The 19,225-nt window shown below is 71.6% G+C and carries 12 protein-coding genes; 9 read left to right on the forward strand and 3 right to left on the reverse strand.

The window, feature by feature from the left end:
- Positions 1-115 precede the first annotated feature (115 nt).
- Genes WMF46_RS44960 through WMF46_RS44970 form a run of 3 tightly spaced genes read left to right on the forward strand, consistent with a single transcriptional unit; the run spans position 116 to position 5,490 of the window.
- Positions 116-1,228 (forward strand): tryptophan 2,3-dioxygenase family protein, encoded by a 1,113-nt coding sequence (locus tag WMF46_RS44960; protein WP_437555623.1) that lies wholly within the window; start codon positions 116-118, stop codon positions 1,226-1,228.
- Positions 1,225-3,270 carry a DCC1-like thiol-disulfide oxidoreductase family protein gene (locus WMF46_RS44965; RefSeq protein WP_437982854.1) on the forward strand — a complete coding sequence of 682 codons (2,046 nt, stop codon included), beginning with the start codon at positions 1,225-1,227 and terminating at the stop codon, positions 3,268-3,270. The genes WMF46_RS44960 and WMF46_RS44965 overlap by 4 nt, the downstream gene beginning before the upstream one ends.
- Before the next feature lie 9 nt (positions 3,271-3,279).
- Positions 3,280-5,490, forward strand: coding sequence for a hypothetical protein (locus WMF46_RS44970; protein ID WP_437982855.1), 2,211 nt, complete (start codon positions 3,280-3,282; stop codon positions 5,488-5,490).
- An 83-nt stretch (positions 5,491-5,573) separates the two neighbouring features.
- Here WMF46_RS44970 and WMF46_RS44975 read toward each other — a convergent pair whose 3' ends face one another.
- From WMF46_RS44975 to WMF46_RS44985, 3 genes are all read right to left on the reverse strand, one after another.
- On the reverse strand, positions 5,574-6,458 hold the full coding sequence (locus WMF46_RS44975) for a hypothetical protein (RefSeq protein ID WP_437982856.1): 885 nt from the start codon (positions 6,456-6,458) through the stop codon (positions 5,574-5,576).
- 547 nt (positions 6,459-7,005) lie between these two features.
- Complete coding sequence (locus tag WMF46_RS44980) at positions 7,006-7,917, reverse strand: hypothetical protein (protein WP_437982857.1); 912 nt, start codon at positions 7,915-7,917, stop codon at positions 7,006-7,008.
- Between the two features lie 540 nt (positions 7,918-8,457).
- Positions 8,458-9,354 (reverse strand): hypothetical protein, encoded by an 897-nt coding sequence (locus WMF46_RS44985; protein WP_437982858.1) that lies wholly within the window; start codon positions 9,352-9,354, stop codon positions 8,458-8,460.
- A gap of 146 nt (positions 9,355-9,500) precedes the next feature.
- Between WMF46_RS44985 and WMF46_RS44990 the strand changes: the two genes are divergently transcribed.
- From WMF46_RS44990 to WMF46_RS45015, 6 genes are all read left to right on the forward strand, one after another.
- Positions 9,501-10,031, forward strand: a complete 531-nt coding sequence (locus WMF46_RS44990) for a hypothetical protein (protein WP_437982859.1) — start codon at positions 9,501-9,503, stop codon at positions 10,029-10,031.
- Between the two features lie 423 nt (positions 10,032-10,454).
- Positions 10,455-11,549 (forward strand): PEGA domain-containing protein, encoded by a 1,095-nt coding sequence (locus tag WMF46_RS44995; protein ID WP_437982860.1) that lies wholly within the window; start codon positions 10,455-10,457, stop codon positions 11,547-11,549.
- Positions 11,550-11,929: 380 nt separating this feature from the next.
- A complete protein-coding gene (locus tag WMF46_RS45000; RefSeq protein WP_437982861.1) occupies positions 11,930-12,793 on the forward strand; it encodes a hypothetical protein in 864 nt (287 codons plus the stop codon).
- Between the two features lie 231 nt (positions 12,794-13,024).
- Positions 13,025-14,047, forward strand: coding sequence for a hypothetical protein (locus WMF46_RS45005; protein WP_437905551.1), 1,023 nt, complete (start codon positions 13,025-13,027; stop codon positions 14,045-14,047).
- 57 nt (positions 14,048-14,104) lie between these two features.
- Positions 14,105-15,382: a PP2C family protein-serine/threonine phosphatase gene (locus tag WMF46_RS45010; protein WP_437982862.1), complete on the forward strand. Its 1,278-nt coding sequence runs from the start codon at positions 14,105-14,107 to the stop codon at positions 15,380-15,382.
- A 120-nt stretch (positions 15,383-15,502) separates the two neighbouring features.
- Entirely contained in the window at positions 15,503-19,183 is a 3,681-nt protein-coding gene (locus WMF46_RS45015) for an FIST N-terminal domain-containing protein (protein WP_437982863.1), read from the forward strand.
- The last annotated feature ends 42 nt before the right edge of the window (positions 19,184-19,225 follow it).

The raw sequence follows: 19,225 nt of genomic DNA on the forward strand, positions 1-19,225 counted from the left end.
GCCAGGCCCTTCCGTTTCCTGGGGGGCGGGAAGTAGACTCCCGGCGCCGCTCGTGGCGCGGGCGCACCGCTTGCTGCGAACACGCCGCACGAACGCCGCTGGCGGCGCCTCTCGAATCACCAAGGACATGAATTACTGGGATTACATCCACGTCGAGGAGCTGCTCGCCCTCCAGGGTGGATTCGACGACGACGAGCAGAAGGTCGGCAACGACGAGGCCCTGTTCATCGTCGTCCACCAGATCTACGAGCTCTGGTTCAAGCTCATCCTCCGGGAGCTCACCTCGGCGCGCGAGCTCTTCCGCCAGAACCCCGTGCCCGATCAGAAGCTCGCCTCCGCGGCGCGCTCGTTCCGGCGGGTCGTCACCATCTTCGAGCAGGCGATCGAGCACTTCCGGGTCATGGAGACGCTCACGACCCGCGATTACCTCGATTTCCGCGATCGCCTCATCCCCGCGAGCGGCTTCCAGTCGGCGCAGCTGCGCGAAATCGAGCTCCTGCTGGGCCTCGACGACGCGCTCCGGATCCCGCTCGGCCGGGAGGGCAGCTACAAGGAGGCGCTCAAGACCGCGGACGGCGCGCCCTCGGCGGCCACGCGCCGCGTGGAGGCGAGGCTCGCGAGCGGGCCGAGCCTCAAGCACTTCCTGGACGAGTGGCTCTCGCGGACGCCGATCGACGGATCGAGCGAGCCGGAAGGCGTCATGAGCTTCCTGCGCGGCTACACGCGCTCGATGCGCCAGGAGAACGAGCGCCGCGTCCAGATGGCGATCGACAAGGCGCTCACCCCGCCGGACGTCGAGCGGCTCCGCGCGCGCTACGAGGCGGAGAGCGCGGCCGCCGAGGCGTTCCTGCTCGCCGAGGACGATCCGGCGGCCGACGCGGCCACGCGCGAGAAGCGCCGGGCGGTCCGCGCGGCGATCGTCTTCATCGAGAGCTACCGCGAGCTGCCCCGCCTCGCGTGGCCGCGCGAGGTGCTCGACCGCATCCTGGAGATGGAGCAGGCCATGCTCATCTGGCGGCAGCGCCACGCGCGGATGGTCGAGCGGGTGATCGGCCGGCGCACCGGCACGGGCGGCTCCGCGGGCGTCGATTACCTCGACCAGACCGCGCTGCGCTACCGCGTCTTCGGCGATCTCTGGACGGTGCGCTCCCTGCTCTTGCGTAAGCCGAGCGTCCCTGAGCTCGAGCACGCATCGGATTACGGATTCCGTGTCGAGGATTCTCCGTGAAATCACTTCGCGATCACTTCTTGCGTCTTGATGCCCGTTCGCTCGGGTTGTTTCGCATCACCTTCGGGCTGGTCCTTATCGCCGACCTCTTCGGTCGGTGGCGATGGGTGCGGGACTTCTACTCGAACGAGGGCGTCCTCCCGAACCACAACCACCTCTTCAACCTCCGGGGCAAGCAGCAGGTCTTCAGCCTGTTCCACGCCATCTCGACGGAGGGAGAGGCCCACTTCGCCTTCTCGCTGGCGCTCGTCGTCTACGCCCTGTTCCTCATCGGCCACAGGACGCGCGTCTTCCATGTGCTCTCGCTGCTCGTGCTGGTGAGCCTGACGTCGAGGAACGTCCTGCTCGAGAACGCCGGCAACTACGCGGCGATCGCGATCCTCGCGCTCACGGCGTTCCTGCCGTGCGGGAGCCGCTTCTCGCTCGACAGCCTCCGCGCCTCGCTCTCCCTGCGGGACGAGAAGCGCGACACGGAGCTGAACGACAGGTCGAGGGCCTCGGAGGCCGAGATCGCGGCCGAGCGCCTGCCCGGGTGGTCGCCGACGTCGCTCGCCGCGCTGGCCGTGCTGCTGCAGCTCGCCCTCATCTACCTCTGTACGGCGCTCCAGCAGCGCGGCGAGGCGTGGCGCGACGGGACGGCGTTCTACTATGCGCTCCACGCCGAGCGCCTGGCGAGCGACGCGGGCATCTGGCTCCGCGACCTCCTGCCGCTCGGCACGCTGCGCGGGCTCACCTTCGGCACGTGGGCCATGCAGCTCGCGATCCCGGCGCTGCTCTTCGTCCCGGCGCTCTTCCGCTGGACGCGCGGGGTCGCGGCCGCGCTGATGGTCCTGCACGGGCTGATCCTCGGGGTCTTCTTCGATCTCGGGCTGTTCGGCTGGGCGCTCGCCGCCGCGGCGCCGATGGTGCTGCCCGGCGAGCTCTGGGACGTGTACGAGCGCTCCTGGAGCGAGGGGCGCGCGCGCACGCTCGTGTACGACGCCGACTGCGGCGTTTGCCTCCTCCTGGCGCGCCTGGTCAAGCGGCTCGATCTGCGCGAGCACCTGACGTTCCAGGGCAATGTGACGCTCGACGAGCTCTACGTCCGCAACCAGACGGGGGCCGAGGAGCGCGTGCCGATGCCGAAGGAGGTCACGCCGGAGCTCGTGGAGCGGACGGCGCTCGCGATCGACCGGAAGGGGCGCGTGTACATGCGGGGCGCCGCGGTGACCGAGGGGCTCTTGGCGTTGCCGCTCGGCTGGCTCGCCTGGCCGCTCAAGCTGCCGGGCATCTCGCACCTCCTGAACGCGCTCTACGACGTTGTCGCGGCCCGCAGGCACCGCATCAGCGAGCTCCTCGGGCGGCAGGCGTGCGGGGTCCCGCTGCCCGACGAGGGCGGAGCGGACGGCGGCGACGCGGGCCTCGCTCCGGACGTCCCTGCGCCGGCGGTGCGGACGGCGCGGCTCGCGCTGGGGTCGCTGCGGGAGGCGGCGGTGCTCGTGGTGCTCGCCGCGGTGCTGGCGCAGACGGCGAAGGAGAACCCGCTGCCCGGCGCGGCGGCCGTCCCGCAGGGGGCGGTGCTCGCGGGCGTGGCGTCGTGGCCGCGCATGCTGGCGAGGTGGAACGTGATGGCGCCCGAGCCGCCGCGGGCCAACGCGCTGATGGTGATCGACGGCCAGACGCGCGCGTCGGAGCCGATCGATCCGCTGACCGGGGAGGAGCCGCGGCTCCAGCCTGCGGGGCATTCCGGGGCGCGGCTCGGCCAGCTCTGGTCCGACTACCTCGATCGCATCCGGCGGCCGGAGTGGTCCGATTACCAGCGCGCCTTCCGCGACTACCTCGCGAAGGGCGGGCCCCAGGCGTCCGGCAAAGGGCGCGAGGCGTCGCTGTCGGGCTTCGATGCGTACTGGGTCTCGGCGCCGATCCCCGCGCCTGGCGAGCCCGCGCCGAGCAGCTTCGAGCGGGACAAGCTGTTCTCGCACTCGCGAGGTGGCACGGGAAAGCTGGGCGAGCGGAGCCTACCCCTCGCGCCGAGCCTCCTCCGGCACGGCAAGCCGAACTGAGGCGCTCCGATGGGTCGGCCTGACGAGGACCCGAGCGCCGCGGACCCGGACGCGGCGCTCGGACGTGGCGCGGGCGCGCCGCCCGGTGAGGGCGCGTCGACAGAAGATGCGCCGCCCGGCGAGGGCGCGTCGACAGGGGATGTTCCGCCCGGCGAGGGCGCGTCGACAGAAGATGCGCCGCCCGGCGAGGGCGCGCCGCCGGCGCCCGAGGGCGGGGCTCCGAGGCGTCCGGCCGAGGGGCGCCTCCGGCGCGTGGGGCGCTGGATCAAGGAGCGTTACTGCACCATCGACGTGCGCACGCTCGGCCTGTTCAGGCTGGTGCTCGGCTTCCTGCTCTCGGCCGACTGCGTGCGCCACTGGGCCGAGGCGAGCTGGATCTACAGCAACGACGGGGTGCTCACCAACCACTATCACCTCTTCCATCCGAGCAGCGGATACAACTTCAGCCTGTATCACGCGTTCTCGTCGACAGCAGAGGTCCACGTCGCGTTCGCGCTCTCGCTCTTCTGCTTCCTCTGCTTCTTCGTCGGATGGAACACGCGGCTGTTCTCGATCCTGTCGTTCGTGCTCGTGGCGAGCAGGGACAACCGGATCGTCATGATCGAGAACGGCGGCTATGTCGTCGTGAATATCATCACCTGCTGGGCCATGTTCATGCCGACCGGCAGGCGCTTCTCCGTCGACGCGCTGATCCGCTCGTACCGCGAGCGGCGGGAGCGGACGGCCGCCGATCTCGCGGATCGGAGGCGCCCCGAGTGGGCCGAGCGGCCGTACGTCTCGGGGATCGTGCTCCTCGCGATCCTGAACCTGGCGACCATCTATTATTTCAACGTCGTCAACAAGTCGGGCCAGATCTGGCGTCGCGGCGAGACGGTGCACTACGTCTTGCACCTCGATCGCATGGTGACCGGGATCGCCGTCCTCGCGCGGGAGCTCATCCCTTTCTGGGCGATGAAGGGGCTCACCTGGGGCGTGCTCGTGCTCGAGGCGCTGCTCATCACGTGGATCCTCTCGCCCTATGGTCGCCGCTTCACGCGGGCGCTCGCGATGGGGGGGATGTGGGCCCTGCACGGGACGTTCGGGGTGATGATGCGCCTCGGCCCGTTCTCGTGGTTCATGATCGCCTGGTCGTTCCTGCTGCCCACGGCGCAGCACTGGGACGCGCTCGCGCGCTGGTATCGCCGCCGCGCGGAGCCCCGGGTCGTCGTTTATGACGGCGATTCACCGTTCGCGTTCGCGCTCATGCGGTTCCTTGTCCGGCTCGATGCGCTGGAGCTGCTCCGGTTCGAGGAGGCGCGCGCTGTCCCGGCGGGCGGCGCGGAGGCGGACGGGGGAGGGGAGCCCCGGCCGGAGCTCTTCGAGGTGCGCGACGCGAGCGACCCGGCGGATGGTCGGGTGTTCCGCGGTGCGGCGGCGCTGCGCGAGATCGTGCAGGCGCTCCCTGGAGGTCGCTTTGCCTGGCCGTTCGTCTGGGCGCTGGCCCTCGGCGCGCCGGGCGCGCTGCTCGGGGTCGTCTCGAGGCGGCGCGACGGGATCGCGCGGTATTTCGGGCTGGATCGGGCGCCGCGCGGGCGGGGTGCGGGCGGGGTGGAGAGCCCGTCGCCGCTCGCGGAGCGCTTCGCCCGTGGAAGGACGATCGCGCGGGAGGCGCTTATCGCGTACCTCGGGCTCTGCGCGGTGAGCCAGGCCATCAACGAGAACAAGAGCGTTCCGGCGTTCCTCAAGCACACTCAGCCGAAGTTCGTGCAGGCGACGATCGTGTATCCGCGCATCCTCCAGGGGTGGGGGATGTTCGCGCCGAACCCGATCACGGATGACGGGTCGATCAGCGTGGACGCGATCACGGTCGACGGCCGGCATGTGGATCCGTTCACCGGGCTCCCGCCGGATCTGAACCTCTCTGACGCGCGGGGGCTGGGGCTCGGGCAGATCCAGCAGGACTATTTCAACCGGATCCGGCTCGATCGGAACAAGGCATTTCGCAAGCCGGGCCTCCAGGACTACCTGCTCAGGTATCATGAGCGGACCGGGCGGCCGGAGGACGAGATCGTGGCGTACGACGTGTACTGGGTGCGAGATCAGTGCCCGAAGCCGGGGGAGCGCGCGCCGTACAAGAACGAGGCGATCCCGATCCTGTCGTATCGCAAGCCGGGGTATCGTCCGCGGCCGGGGCTGCCAGCGCTGCCGCCGCCGCTCAAGGAAGCGAGCGCGGAGAAATAGGGTGGCGTGCAGGGGACACCCTGCATCGCCGTCTGGCGAGAGGGGCGGCGCGCTCGGCTGCTCCTGGGGCCCGGCGCGTTGGTTCAGGAGCCGGTCGTGGCGAGGAGCTCCCGGGCGTCGCTGATCACGGCGGCGCGGCGGATCCAGCGATCCAGCTCGTCGATGTCGGTGCTCGCGAGGATGCGTTCCCGCACCTCGGCGGGGACCTCGAGCCCGCGGGCCTCGAGGAAGGCGAGCACGTCGTGCGCTTTGGCTTCGACGATTCCCTCCTGCCGACCTTTCGCTACGTAGCCGCGCGCGAATTCGCTCTGAAACTGGTAACCGCTCTTCATCATCGCCTCCAACTTCCGCCTCGCCGCTGCGTTCAGCGAGGATAGCACCAGATCCCCATAGACGGCTCGGCGCTCCTCATCGAGGTTGTCCGCCGCCGCCAAGAAAGCCAAGCCGATCGCCTCCGCCACCTCGCTCTGTCCGTGCGCCATGGCCGAGAGCACGGCGACCTCGGGCGCCGCCTTCGCCTGCTCGGCGTCGGTGACGACCGGGACGCCCTGGGGCCCGAGCACCAGCGGCGTCAGCGTCCAGCCAGGGTGGCCCGTGTCGATCGGCCGCGCGCTCCACCGCGCCATCGCCGCGTTGATGGTCACGACCAGCAGCCGGGTCGGGCAGCGGTGCCGGGCGCGCGTCTGGGTGACGTACACCGGCCAGACGTAGGGCTTGTCCGGGTCCACGCCGAGCTGGACCTCGACCACGATGGCTATCGCGGGCTGCTGCTGCTCGCCGACCAGCAGCACGACGACGACATCCGCCCGGCGGTCGGAGGGCACGATCTCGGTGAAATCGGAGGACTCGACGCGCGCCTCCGTGAACGTCGGGACCGGATGACCGAGCGCGTCGTGCAGCATCTCGGCGGCGAGCGTCGGCCGGTTCTTGAACAGCTCCACCAGGGCTTCATGGGTCACTGAGGGCATCGGGTCTTCTCATGAGTGGTTGCAATCATGCTGGATTTGCGTGGCGCGCCAGGCTCATGCGGTGGGGCCCGCAGGGGCCGAGCGGCGCCTTCCCACTCATGAATTCCGGGGAGAGCCTCGAGGTCGTCACGCCGTGTGACCCGCGTGTGCGCCGGCGGTCATGGCACGCAGCTGAACGAGAGGGAGGGCGCTCGGGCGCACGAGCGGAATCAAGCCTTCGACGGTCGCCAACGCCGTACCGATCCCTCGGGCATGGCGTCCGGTGTGGCTCTTGCGTAGCTGGCCTCCGATTCAGCTCCGGCTTGGACTCCCGGCGCCCTCACTCGGACGACATGGCAAGAGCGGTGTGTTTTCGTTCTGAAAAGCGAGACGATCCCGATCGTGTCGTACCGGAAGCCGCGGTATCGGCCGCGGCCGGGGCTGCCAGCGTTGCCGCCGGTGCTCAGGGAAGCGAGCGCGGAGAAGTAGGGAGGGCAGGGGGCACCCTGCATCGCCGTATGGCGATAGGGGCAGCGCGCTCGGCTGCTCCTGGGGCCCGGGTGTCGGTTCAGGAGCCGGTCGTGGCGAGGAGCTCCTGGGCGTCGCTGATCACGGCGGCGCGGCGGATCCAGCGGTCCAGCTCGTCGAGGTCGGCGCTCGCGAGGACGCGTTCCCGCACCTCGGCGGGGATCTCGAGCCCGCGGGCCTCGAGGAAGGCGAGCACGTCGCGCGCCTTGGCTTCGAGGATTCCCTCCAGCCGCCCCTGCTCCCGGCCCTTCTCCACGCCTTTTGCCACGTAGCTGCGTGCGAACTCGCTCTGAAATTCGTAACCGCTCTTCATCATCGCCTCCAATTTCCGCCTCGCCGCTGCGTTCAGCGAGGATAGCACCAGGTCCCCGTAGACGGCCCGGCGCTCCTCATCGAGCCCCTCCGCCGCCCCCGAAAAAAAGGCCACACCGATGGCTTCGGCCGCCTCGCTCTGTCCGTGCGCCATCGCGGAGAGCACGGCCACCTCGGGCGCCGCCTTCGCCTGCTCGGCGTCGGTGACGACCGGAACGCCCTGAGGCCCGAGCACCAGCGGCGTCAGCGTCCAGCCAGGGTGGCCGGTGTCGATCGGCCGCGCGCTCCACCGCGCCATCGCCGCGCCGATCGTCACGACCAGCAGCCGGGTCGGGCAGCGGTGTCGGGCCCGCGTCTGGGTGACGTACACGGGCCAGACGTAGGGCTTGTCCGGGTCCACGCCCAGCTGGACCTCGACCACGATGGCCATCGCGGGCTGCTGCTGTTCGCCGACCAGCAGCACGACGACGACATCGGCCCGGCGATCGGAGGGCACGATCTCGGTGAAATCGGAGGACTCGACGCGCGCCTCCGTGAAGGTCGGGACCGGATGGCCGAGCGCGTCGTGCAGCATCTCGGCGGCCAGCGTCGGCCGGTTCTTGAAGAGCTCCACCAAGGCTTCGTGGGTCACTGAGGGCATCGGGTCTTCTCATGAGTGGTTGCAATCATGCTGGATTTGCGTGGCGCGCCAGGCTCATGCGGTGGTCCCGCATGGGCCGAGCAGCGTCCTCCCACTCATGAATTCCGGGCAGCTCCGTGAGGTCATCACGCCATGTGACCCGCGTGCGCGCCGACGGTCATGGCACGGGGCTGAACGAGAGGGGAGGGCGCTCGGGCACACGAGCGGAATCAAGCCCTCGACGGTCGCCAACGCCGTACCGATGCCTCGGACATGGCGTCCGGTGTGGCTCTTGCGTAGCTGGCCCTCCGATTCAGCTCCGGCTTGGACTCCCGGCGCCCTCACTCGGACGACATGGCAAGAGCGGTGTGTTTTCGTTCTGAAAAGCGAGACGATCCCGATCGTGTCGTGCCGGAAGCCCGGGTATCGCTCGCGTCCGTGGCTACCGCCACTGCCGCCGGCGCTGAAGGAGGCGAGGGCGGAGAAGTAGGATGTTGTCCGGCCGGCCTGCCATCGCCTGCCAGGACAGAAGCAGCGCGCTTGTCCGCTCCTGGGGCGCTCTCAGGAGCCGGTCGTGGCGAGGAGCTCCCGGGCGTCGCTGATCACGGCGGCGCGGCGGATCCAGCGGTCCAGCTCGTCGAGGTCGGTGCTCGCGAGGACGCGTTCCCGCACCTCGACGGAGACCTCGAGCCCGCGGGCCTCGAGGAAGGCGAGCACGGCCTGCGCCTTGGCTTCGAGGATTCCCTCCTTCCGGCCTTCCTGACGGCCCTTGGCCACGTAGCTGCGCGCGAATTCGCTCTGAAACTGGTAACCGCTCTTCATCATCGCCTCCAAATTCCGCCTCGCCGCTGCGTTCAGCGAGGATAGCACCAGATCCCCGTAGACGGCCCGGCGCTCCTCATCGAGCCCGGCCGCCGCCGCGAAGAACGCCTCGCCGATCGCCTCCGCCGCCTCGCTCTGTCCGTGCGCCATCGCGGAGAGCACGGCCACCTCGGGCGCCGCCTTCGCCTGCTCGGCGTCGGTGACGACCGGGACGCCCTGGGGCCCGAGCACCAGCGGCGTCAGCGTCCAGCCAGGGTGGCCGGTGTCGATCGGCCGCGCGCTCCACCGCGCCATCGCCGCGCCGATCGTCACGACCAGCAGCCGGGTCGGGCAGCGGTGCCGGGCCCGCGTCTGGGTGACGTACACGGGCCAGACGTAGGGCTTGTCCGGGTCCACGCCGAGCTGGACCTCAACCACGATGGCCATCGCGGGCTGCTGCTGCTCGCCGACCAGCAGCACGACGACGACATCCGCGCGGCGGTCGGAGGGCACGATCTCGGTGAAATCGGAGGACTCGACGCGCGCCTCCGTGAAGGTCGGGACCGGATGGCCGAGCGCGTCGTGCAGCATCTCGGCGGCCAGTGTCGGCCGGTTCTTGAACAGCTCCACCAGGGCTTCATGGGTCACAGAGGGCATGGAGTGGTCTCACGAGTGGTTGCAATCATGCTGGATTTGCGTGGCGCGCCAGGCTCATGCGGTGGGGCCCGCATGGGCCGAGCGGCGCCCTCCCACTCATGAATTCCGGGGAGAGCCGTGAGGTCGTCACGCCATGTGAACCACGGGTGCCCCGACGCTCAGTGCTCGGTCCGGCCGTCGTCCCCGAGATCACCGACCCTGTCGAGGCCGAGAAGGAGGCGGAGCTCGCCGTGCTGTCGGCGGTGGCGCACGGCAACGGGCCGAACGGGCTCACCGTGGTTCAGGCGGCGCTCGTTGCCCTCGGTCGGCTCGACCAGGAGCACGCGAGGGTCTACTTTCAGGTCATCTGGAACGGGTTGCGTGAGCCCATGCGGCGGGCTCTGGAGGCGTTGGTCATGGAACGGCAGATCGAAGGCGAGGCGACGTTGCCCCCGTTCGTGCAGAAGCTCATCGATCGCGGCAAGCTCGAGGGCCTCCGTGAGGGCGAGCTCAAGGGCATGCGTGAAGGGAAGCTCGAAGGCAAGAGGGACACCCTGCTTCGGTTGCTCGCGCGGGCCGGGATCGTGCTCAGCGACAGCGAGAGAGAGCGCGTCCAGGCATGCACGGACATGGCGACCCTCGACCGCTGGATCGATAACGTCCTTGGGGCGACGACGGCCATCGAAGTGCTCTCGTGACCGTTGACGGATGCGGGCGATCGGGCTGGCGATGAGATAGCTCACCAGACCGAGAGACTCGTGCTCGGTGCTGATCGAAGAAGGCGAGTAGGGGTCGAATCTACCCCTCTGCCTCACTGTGCTCTGTGCTGGACCGGCGTTGGGCCTGGGACAGCGATGCTCGATGAAGACCGCACGGCGTCTATCGTCGAGCCTGTCGACGAAGCGCCGCAGAACCGACCCTCGCCGCCGGGCGCTCAGGCTTCCGGGGCGCGGCCGCTCGTCCGGAGCGCCCTTGCCGTGAGTCCGAGGGGACGACGGCACGCCGGGGCCTCGGTCGGTTGCATTCCAGAGACGACGTCAAAATCGCCGTGCCAAGGCGCGCCGCGGCGCGGGCGTGCACGGTTGCCGGGCTGGCGACGTCGTTGATAAGGTTGGCTATCCATGACGCGCTTGCGCTTGCGGTCGGTCCTGTTGCGGTGCTGCCTTCTCGGCGCGTTGATCAGCGCCACGGCGCCCTCGCGCGCGGCGCCGCCGCCCGGGGGCTCGCCGCCGGCGGCCGCGGCGCTGCGCCAGCAGGCGCGGATCGCCTTCTTCGGGCGGCGGTGGGCGGACGCCGAGGCGCGCTTCGAGGCCGCCCTGGCGGCGCCCGACGCCGCCGGGATGACCGAGGCGCAGCTGGCCGAGGTCCTCGGGTATCTCGGGCTCTCCGAGCTGGAGCAGGGCAAGCACCGGGAGGCCGCCGAGCACCTGGGGGAGAGCCTCGAACACGACGCAGCCCTGAAGGAGCCGCTCGTCCGCCGGTTCACGACCGGGTTCAACAAGGCGCTGGAGCACGTCGGAAGGATCTACGTGGCTGCCGCCCCGCCCGACGCCGAGGTTCTCCTGGACGACGAGCCGATCGGCACGGGAGCCACGGTCCTCGAGCTGTTCGTCGATCCGGGGAAACACACGCTCCGGGCCCGCCTGCCGGGATACGAGGAGCTCTCTCATCGGGTCGAGATCGCCGGCGGGGCGACGGTCGGCGCGACGCTGACGCTGTCGCGCGTGGCCCCGCCGCCCCCGCCCGCCCCCGAGCCAAGCGCGGCGAAGCGCGGACCGGTCGCGCCGGCCGCGGCCCCGGCGCCTGGGCCCTGGGCGTCGTGGCCGGGAACACTGCGGATCGCGGGGCTCGCCGTCACGACGGCCGCCATCTCCTCGGGGACTGTCTTCATGCTCCGGGCGAACGTCCTCGATGGAGACATCGATGAGCGCGGCGAGGGCCTCAACCGCGATCCAGCATGGACCTCGGACGCGTGCCGCCAGGTGCCGCAGCCCTCCGCATGCCCCGAGCTCCACCGCTTGCGCGTCCAGCGCGACACGTCCCGCGCCCTCGGGGCCGCGCTTGTCGCGACGGGGGTTGTCGTTGGCGCCGCGACCGTTGTGTCCTTCTTCGCGGGCTCCTCGTCCCCGCGAGCGAAGGCGGCGCCGGCCGCCCTCCATGTCTTGCCGGTGACGACGGCTCAGCAGATCGGCGTTGTGGCGCTCGGGGCGTGGTGAGTCCGCCACCCATGAAGGGGATCACCGTCGACGCGGCCGGCGGGGTATCCCCCGCGGAGGCCCGCGACACTCCATCTCCGTGACAGCACGCAGCCCCGTAGCCCGGCAGGCTTTGCCGGTTACGTCATGTGGGTGTCAATGTGCAGATCTGGCAGTCGCCGCGCGCTCTGTCGCCGCGCGCTCCGTCGTCGCGCGCTCCGTCGTCGCGCGCTCCGTCGTCGCCAACGACTCCTGACCTCCTCCTTCATGCTTCATGTCGGTGAGGAGGCGCTGACTCAAAGTTAACCGTGTTGACAAACCGCCGTCGGAAAAGATAGAGGTCGTAGTGTTGTCCTGAGCTTGAAATCGATTCACTTCCCCTCTGCCAAGGAGCACCCCCCATGAGATCGAATCCGCTGCTGAACAAGCCCTGGAGCGCTCATCTCGGCTCGGCGCTGGCGCTGATCGTCGCTCCCCTGGCGCTGGGCTGCGTGAGCGAGATGGGCGATGAGGGCGAGGGGACCCTGGACGAGCCCGTCGGGGAGGCCCAGGCGGCGATCGGCTGGTCGGGGCACAGCTGGGGATGCGGCGGGAGCTGCGAGCTCAACCTGGGGACGGACGTCGACCGGACGTGTTTCCTCGCAGGCGTCTGGGGCAAGCTCGGGGCCAGCTCTCAGGCCGCGGTGCGCGTACAGCGGTCCGGCGGCGATTGGATCCTCGACGTCGACGCCGCCAGCGGGCAGAACCTGGGCGCCAACGCCGTGTGCGTCAACACGGCGGAGAACAGGACGGGTCAATACACCTGGACCTGGGGACCGGGGGAGGGCCTGCCGACGAGCCTGGGATTCGGCACGTCGTCACGGCGGTGCTTCCTCACGCAGGTGATCAGCAACGGCGCGTTCAGGTTCAACAACTGGATCACGGACTACGCGAGGGTGCGAAAGGATGCCTCGGGCGAATGGTTCCTCGAGGGCGTCAGCACCACGGGCGTGGATACCCCGGTGACGGTCACGGTGAAGGCCATCTGCGTGGACGTGCCGCAAAACTACGGTGCATGGCAGTGGCTCGCCGGCAACAACCATCGCATCGATCCTCTGGCGAGCAATTCGGTCGGCGGGGTGGCGTGCGGCATGACAGGGCTGGGCGGGCCCTTCACGTCGAACAACTGGACCGATGGCGCCTGGCTCGAGTACAATCCAACGACGCTCGACTGGGAGCAGCACACCGTCAACAACAAGACGGCCTGGTCTCAGTGCGTCCGGTGACCGGCACGGCGGCTCGACGGAGGAATGCCGTACAGGGCCCGGATCCGGCGCTCGGCGGCGCCGCCGCCTCCGCATGTGCGACCGTCTGCGGCGGCGAGCGTCCCCCGCGCCTCCACGCCCACGCGGCGGCTCGGCGTCTTCACGGCACCTCTCGGACGCGCGCTGTGATGTAATGGGCCGTGTCCACCCCCCGGGCAGCGGCTGCCCAGGGGGATAACCCGCGGTGAGCCCTTGAGCGCCTCTCCTCCCAAAGCGACGATCGCCGTCCTCGAGCGGAACCGCGTCGTCGGCCAGCGCATCGCCCGCGCGATGTCCGCTGCCTCCGGCCTGCAGGACGTCCCCGTCGCCAGCGATCCCGCCGAGCTGCGCGCCCGGCTGTCCGAGCGACCCCTCCTGCTCGGCTGCGACGCCGCCGATCTCGACCTCGCGCTCGAGTGGGTGGCCGAGCGATACCCCAGCATGCACCTGCTCGTGTGGACCTCGGGCAGCACCGACGCGATCCTCCACGCCGCCCTGAAGGAGCCCCGCCTCTCCAGCATCGTCGGCTGGCCGAGCTTCGCCTCCATGCCGCGGCCCTGGGAGATCGCCCTCGCCGTCCGCCGCATCCTCAAGCCGCTCGCCCTGCCGCCTCGGCTCTCCGACCTGCTCTCGTGGGGCGCCACCATCGTGAAATGGCGCCCCCGCACGAGCGACGACCGCGACCGCACCGTCGCCGAGGTCGCGCACTGGGCCGAGCGCTCCGGCGCCCCCGCGCGGGTCGCCGAGCGGATCGCCTCGCTCGCGCACGAGCTGCTCATGAACGCGATGTACGACGCGCCCGTCGACCGCCGCGGCCGGCCCCGCTACGCGCACGACAGGCGGCGCGACCTCGTGCTCGAGGAGAACGAGATCCCCACCCTGCGCCTCGGCACCGACGGCGCGTACCTCGCCCTCCAGGCCCACGATCCGTTCGGCGGCCTCCGGCGGCACCACGTCTTCGAGGGCATCACCCGCGGCCTGAGCGCCCGCGGCGCCGACTCGACGAGCGCCCCCGTGCTCGATACGTCGCGCGGCGGCGCCGGGCTCGGCATGCTCAAGATCTACGCGGCCGGCGCCGTGCTGGTCGTCGATGTCTCGCCCATGGCCTCGACGATGGTCACCTCCTTCTGGGACCTCGACGTCAACCCCCGCGAGTTCCGCTCGCTCCCGGCGTCCCTCCACTTCTTCGAGCGCTCCACGCCGGCGATCGAGACGCTGGAGCGGACCGGGTGGTGACGCCCGCGCTCGCCGCGCGCGGCGCGAGAGGACGGCGAGCCGGCCGAGGCGGGCGCCATGGCTGAGATCGATCCGCTCCTCGCGCGGCAGCTCAGGCGCCTCGGGCTCGAGGACCTCGACGCGCCGCCCGACAAGGAGACCTGGCACAAGGTGGTCGCGCGCATCAGCGAGCACTACCGCCACGTCGCCGACGATCGGAGCCTGCTCACCCGCTCGCTCGACCTCTCCACGAACGAGATGGGCGCGCTGCACCGGCAGCTCCTGGCCGAGCGGGACCGCCTGCGCAGCGTCGTCGTGGCCATCGGGGACGCGCTGACGATCTTCCACGACGCCGCGAGCTCGCAGGTCGAGCCGTCGCGGCCGATCGAGGTCGGCTCGACGATCTCCACGGCCAAGCGGCGCTTCGCGTCGAAGCTCGGCGAGCTCTTCTCCCTGAGCGGCGCGGCGCCCGGCGGCGCGACCCAGGCCGCGCCTGGCAGCGCGACCCAGGACGCCGCAGGCGCGAGCGGCTCGGACGAGGCCATCAACGAGGTCCGCGTGCAGCTGGTCGCGCTCGGGGACCGGCTGGTGCAGCTGCTCTACGACACGGCGGAGAAGGCGTCGCTGAAGAAGCAGCTCGAGGTCGCGCGCGCCGTCCAGCAGATGCTCGTGCCGAGCGAGGACGTCATCGAGCGGCCCTCCCTGCGGCTCGCCAGCCACTTCCAGCCCGCGGCGGAGTGCGGCGGCGACTGGTGGACGTTCCACGATCTGCCGGACGGCAGGCTGCTCACCGTCGTCGGCGACGTGACAGGGCACGGCATCTCGTCCGCCATCATCACGGGGGCGGCGAAGGCGGCCTGCGACGTCGTGCGCACGTTCGCGCGGGAGGCGATCAGCCCGGCGCAGCTGCTGCGGGTCATGAACTGCTCGATCTTCGAGGCGGGGCAGCAGAAGTTCCTGATGACGTGCGCGGCGTGCATCTTCGACCCCGGCGCCGGCTCGATGACCCTCGCGAACGCCGGGCACCCGTTCCCCTACCTGGTCAGGAACAACGCGATCCGGCAGCTCGCCGCGCAGGGAGAGCCGCTCGGGGCGGCGAGCTCGGCCGAGTACACGTCGAGCACCATCGCCCTGGAGGGCGGCGACGCGCTCCTCTGGTTCACCGACGGCGTGACCGAGTGCGAGAACGAGTCGAGCGAGCAGTTCAGCGAGAAGCGGCTGCGATCGCTCTTCCAGAGCGTGGCCGCCAGCGCGCCCGAGGAGGCGAGGGACGCGATCGTCGAGGCGGTGTCCAGGTTCCGCGGCGAGCGCGCCCTCGACGACGACGTGACGCTCGTCGTGGCCCGCGTGTCGTGAGGATTTTGTAGAGGGCCAGGGGGATACGAGCGAGCTCGACCGCCGCGTCATGGCGCCCGCCCCGTCACGTCCCGGCGCCCGCCGTCGCCCGCGTGCTGTAGCCTGAGAGCGCGGAGCTCCATGATCCTCGAGACCTTCCACTACGATCGGGACACCAAGAAGTGGTCCGTGCGGGTGCTGCCGGTGCTCGACAGCGAGCGGACGCTGGTGCTGGCGTTCGGGGCGCCGGAGCTCCTCGACGACCCCGGGGCGATCCGCGAGCTGCGGCGGGCGTACCCGCGGTCGCACGTGGTGGGGTGCTCGAGCGCGGGGGAGATCGCGGGCACGTCGGTGCGCGACGGGACGCTGACGGTGGCGGTGGCGCGGTTCGAGCGGACGACGCTGGCGACGGCGCAGGTGGAGGTGGCGAGCGCGTCCGCGTCGTTCGCCGCGGGGCAGGCGCTGGCGCGCAAGCTGGAGCGGCCGGGGCTGCGCGGGGTGCTCGTGCTGTCGGAGGGGCTCGGGGTGAACGGCAGCCAGCTCGTGCGCGGGCTGAACACGGTGCTGCCGGAGTCGGTGGTGGTGACCGGGGGCCTGTCCGGGGACGGCACGCAGTTCAAGCGGACGTGGGTGTGCGCGGGGGACGTGGTGCGCAGCGGGCTCGTGGCCGCCGTGGGGCTGTACGGCGACCACGTGGTGATCCAGCACGGGTCGAAGGGGGGCTGGGACAAGTTCGGGCCGGAGCGCGTGGTGACCCGCTCGGAGGGCAACGTGCTCTACGAGGTCGACGGCCGCCCGGCGCTCTCGCTGTACAAGGAGTACCTCGGGGACAAGGCGGCGGAGCTGCCGGCGTCGGCGCTCCTGTTCCCGCTGGCGTTGCGCGCGACGGCGCAGGACGAGAAGGCGCTCGTGCGGACGGTGCTGGCGGTGGACCACGACGCGCAGTCGCTGACGTTCGCGGGCGACGTGCCGAGAGGGCACCTTGTGCAGCTGATGAAGGCGGACTTCGAGCGGCTGATCGGGGGCGCGGAGCAGGCGGCGAGGGCGGCGAGCCAGGCGGGAAGGGCGGGCGGGGACAGCGCGCTGGCGATCGCGATCAGCTGCGTGGGGCGCCGGATCGTGCTGGGCGACCGGACAGAGGAAGAGGTCGAGGCGGTGGCGGACGTGCTGCCGAAGGGCACGCAGGTGACGGGGTTCTACTCGTACGGGGAGATCTCGCCGTACGCGACCGGCCACTGCGACCTGCACAACCAGACCATGACCCTCACCGTCCTCTCCGAGGCGCCCACGCCGCTCGCCAGGAGCGAAGGCCCGCGGGAGCGAAGGCCGCGCGCCGCGAAGCGGGAACCGGCCGTGGCGGCGCGCGTCGTCGCGCAGCCGGCCGGCGGGATGGCGGAGTTCGAGGAGCTCGAGATCGCGTCGGACTCGACCTTCACGTCCGAGACCTCCTTCGACGCGCCGGCGTCGGCGTCGAGCGCGACGCCCGGGCCGTCGCCGCTGTCCCCGGGGCCCGAGGGCGAGGAGCCGCGGCCGACCATCCGCGTGCCGCCGCCGAACGGCCGCAGGGCGTCGCGCCCGCACAGCGCCGAGCCCGCCTCGGAGCCGGTCTCGTCGGGGCACAGCCCCACCACCGTGGACCGGCCGCCGCCCGCCGCCTGGGCGCACCGCGCCGCGCCGACGCGGAGCGTGCCGCCCGCCGGCGCCGCCGGCCGCCTCGACAGCCTCGCGTTCGATCGGCGCACGATCGGCGACGTGCTCGTCGTCCGGCTCGCCGGGCGCATGACCGAGGCCTTCAAGGGGGCGGCGCTCGCGCGGGAGCTCGAGGGCAAGGTCCTGCTCGACCTCGCCGGCGTCGAGCGGATCACGTCGTTCGGCGTCCGCGAGTGGCTCCAGATGATCCACGCGGCCCAGCCGCGCCTCCGCGCCCTCTACCTCGCGCGCTGCTCCGAGCCGGTCATCAACCAGCTCAGCATGATCCGGCGGTTCGCCGGCAACGGGCGGGTCGTCTCGTTCTACGCGCCGTACTGCTGCGAGTCGTGCGGCGCCCAGTTCGAGCGCCTCGTCGACTGCGCCCACGACGCGGCCTCGCTCGCCGAGGGCAAGCCGCCCGACGCGGTGTGCCCCCGCTGCGAAGGCGCCGGCGCCTTCGACGACGACGCGGAGACGTATTTCGGGTTCGTCGCCCAGCACGGCGTCGGCGCGATCCCGAAGGAGGTGCGCGAGATCCTCCTCGAGCTCGAGCGGGCCGACGAGCCCGCCGTCGGCGACGTGGTGGAGAAGTCCGTCGAGGGGCGCGTCACCCGCTTCAAGGTGGGCAGCAAGCTGACCGCGACGATCCGCTGGAGCCGCATCATCGACGGCCTCGAGGGCCAGGTCGTCTTCGATCTGAGCAACGTCCCCGCCGTCACCGCCGACGGCGCGGCGCGCTTCGAGTCGGCGCTCCGCAAGCTCGACGGCGCCGTCGAGGCGATCCGCATCGAGGGCTGTCCCCGGCTGCTCGCCGAGCGCACGGCGGGCCCCTCGTGGCCCGAGCTCGCGCGGATCGAGTCCGCGGTCGTCGAGGGCCGCTGCGCGTCCTGCAGCGCGACCCGGACGGTGCTCGTCGAGGTCGATCGACACGCCCCCCTGCTCCGCGGCGGCCAGGACCCGAGCGTCACGTGCAAGCGCTGCAACACGCCGCTCGCCTTCGACGGCTCCCGCTCGCTGCTCTACGTCCTCGGCGCCCACGCGGCGCGCGTCCCCTCGGTCCCGCCGCCGCCCGCCCTGCCTGCGGCGATCCCGCAGCAGCAGCCGGCCGTGGCGTCCGAGGGGCAGGGCGCCGCCGCGCCGCAGCAGCGCGGCGCGGGCGGCAACGCGGGGTTCCTCGCGCTGCTCGGCGGGGTGGCGCTCGCGGCCGCCGGCTTCGCGGCGTGGCGCGGCGGCGTAGGCCCCGCCGCGGCGCCAGCGGCCTCGGCGCCCGCTGCTTCGGCAGCGCCCGCGGCCTCGGCGGCGCCAGCGGCCTCGGCCCCTGCGGCCTCGGCCGCGCCTGCGGCCTCGGCAGCACCCGCGGGCGAGGCGCGCGCGCCGGCGCCGCCCGCGAGCGGCCCCGGTACGGCGGGCTGGTCGGTCATGGACGACCTCCCGCCCGCGTGGGTGGAGCGGCCGTTCGTCGTCGAGGGCGAGAGCGTGCTCGTCGTCGGGCGCGGCGGCCCCGCGGCCAGCGAGTCGGGCGCGCTCGCGGCGGCGCGCAACGGCGCGATCGAGCGCCTCACGTCCGGCCTCGCCGCGGAGCTCGCGGGCTCTCCCGCGGCCGAGCTCCTCGTCGCGCAGCCGCCGGCCGATGCCGGGGCGGCGCAGCGCGCGGAGGTCGTCGAGCGCATCGCCGGGCGCTTCCTCGCGCAGGTCGGCGCGTTCGCGACGCCCGAGCGCGTGGACGCCGTCGTGCGGCGGGAAGGCGACGGCGTGCTCGCCTTCGCGCGGTACAGGCTGTCCCGGCAGAGCTTCGACGCGGCCGCGGAGCTCTACCGCCAGACCGCCACGTTCCAGGGGCTCACCGTGGCGCGCTTCTTCCCGCAGCTCGAGGCGCGGGTACGCACCTCCGGCGAGCTCGTCGTCGTCGCGGCGGAGCGCCCGCGGCGCGGCGCGGATCCAGGGGTCGTCGCGGGGGACGTCGTGCTCTCGGTCAACGATCGCCCCGTCCATTCGGTCGAGATCTTCGGGAAGGCCGCGGCGGACGCGTGGGCGCGCGCGCCGGCCGGTGGTACGATGACCCTCCAGATCGAGTCGCGCGGTGAGCGCCGCAGCGTGAGCTTCGCGAAATCCCAGGCCGAAGGCCCTCGATGAGCACCATGACCGCCCGCCGCGCTCCTGGAGAAGTGACGCCGC

Origin of the sequence: Sorangium sp. So ce117 (genome assembly GCF_051524395.1) — a bacterium.
GTDB lineage: Bacteria > Myxococcota_A > Polyangia > Polyangiales > Polyangiaceae > Sorangium > Sorangium cellulosum_B.

Coding starts and splice junctions, on each gene's coding strand:
- WMF46_RS44970 (WP_437982855.1), top strand. CDS start 3,280: ATGGGTCGGCCTGACGAGGACCCGAGCGCCGCGGACCCGGACGCGGCG.
- WMF46_RS44975 (WP_437982856.1), bottom strand. CDS start 6,458: ATGCCCTCAGTGACCCATGAAGCCCTGGTGGAGCTGTTCAAGAACCGG.
- WMF46_RS44980 (WP_437982857.1), bottom strand. CDS start 7,917: ATGCCCTCAGTGACCCACGAAGCCTTGGTGGAGCTCTTCAAGAACCGG.
- WMF46_RS44985 (WP_437982858.1), bottom strand. CDS start 9,354: ATGCCCTCTGTGACCCATGAAGCCCTGGTGGAGCTGTTCAAGAACCGG.
- WMF46_RS44995 (WP_437982860.1), top strand. CDS start 10,455: ATGACGCGCTTGCGCTTGCGGTCGGTCCTGTTGCGGTGCTGCCTTCTC.
- WMF46_RS45000 (WP_437982861.1), top strand. CDS start 11,930: ATGAGATCGAATCCGCTGCTGAACAAGCCCTGGAGCGCTCATCTCGGC.
- WMF46_RS45010 (WP_437982862.1), top strand. CDS start 14,105: ATGGCTGAGATCGATCCGCTCCTCGCGCGGCAGCTCAGGCGCCTCGGG.
- WMF46_RS45015 (WP_437982863.1), top strand. CDS start 15,503: ATGATCCTCGAGACCTTCCACTACGATCGGGACACCAAGAAGTGGTCC.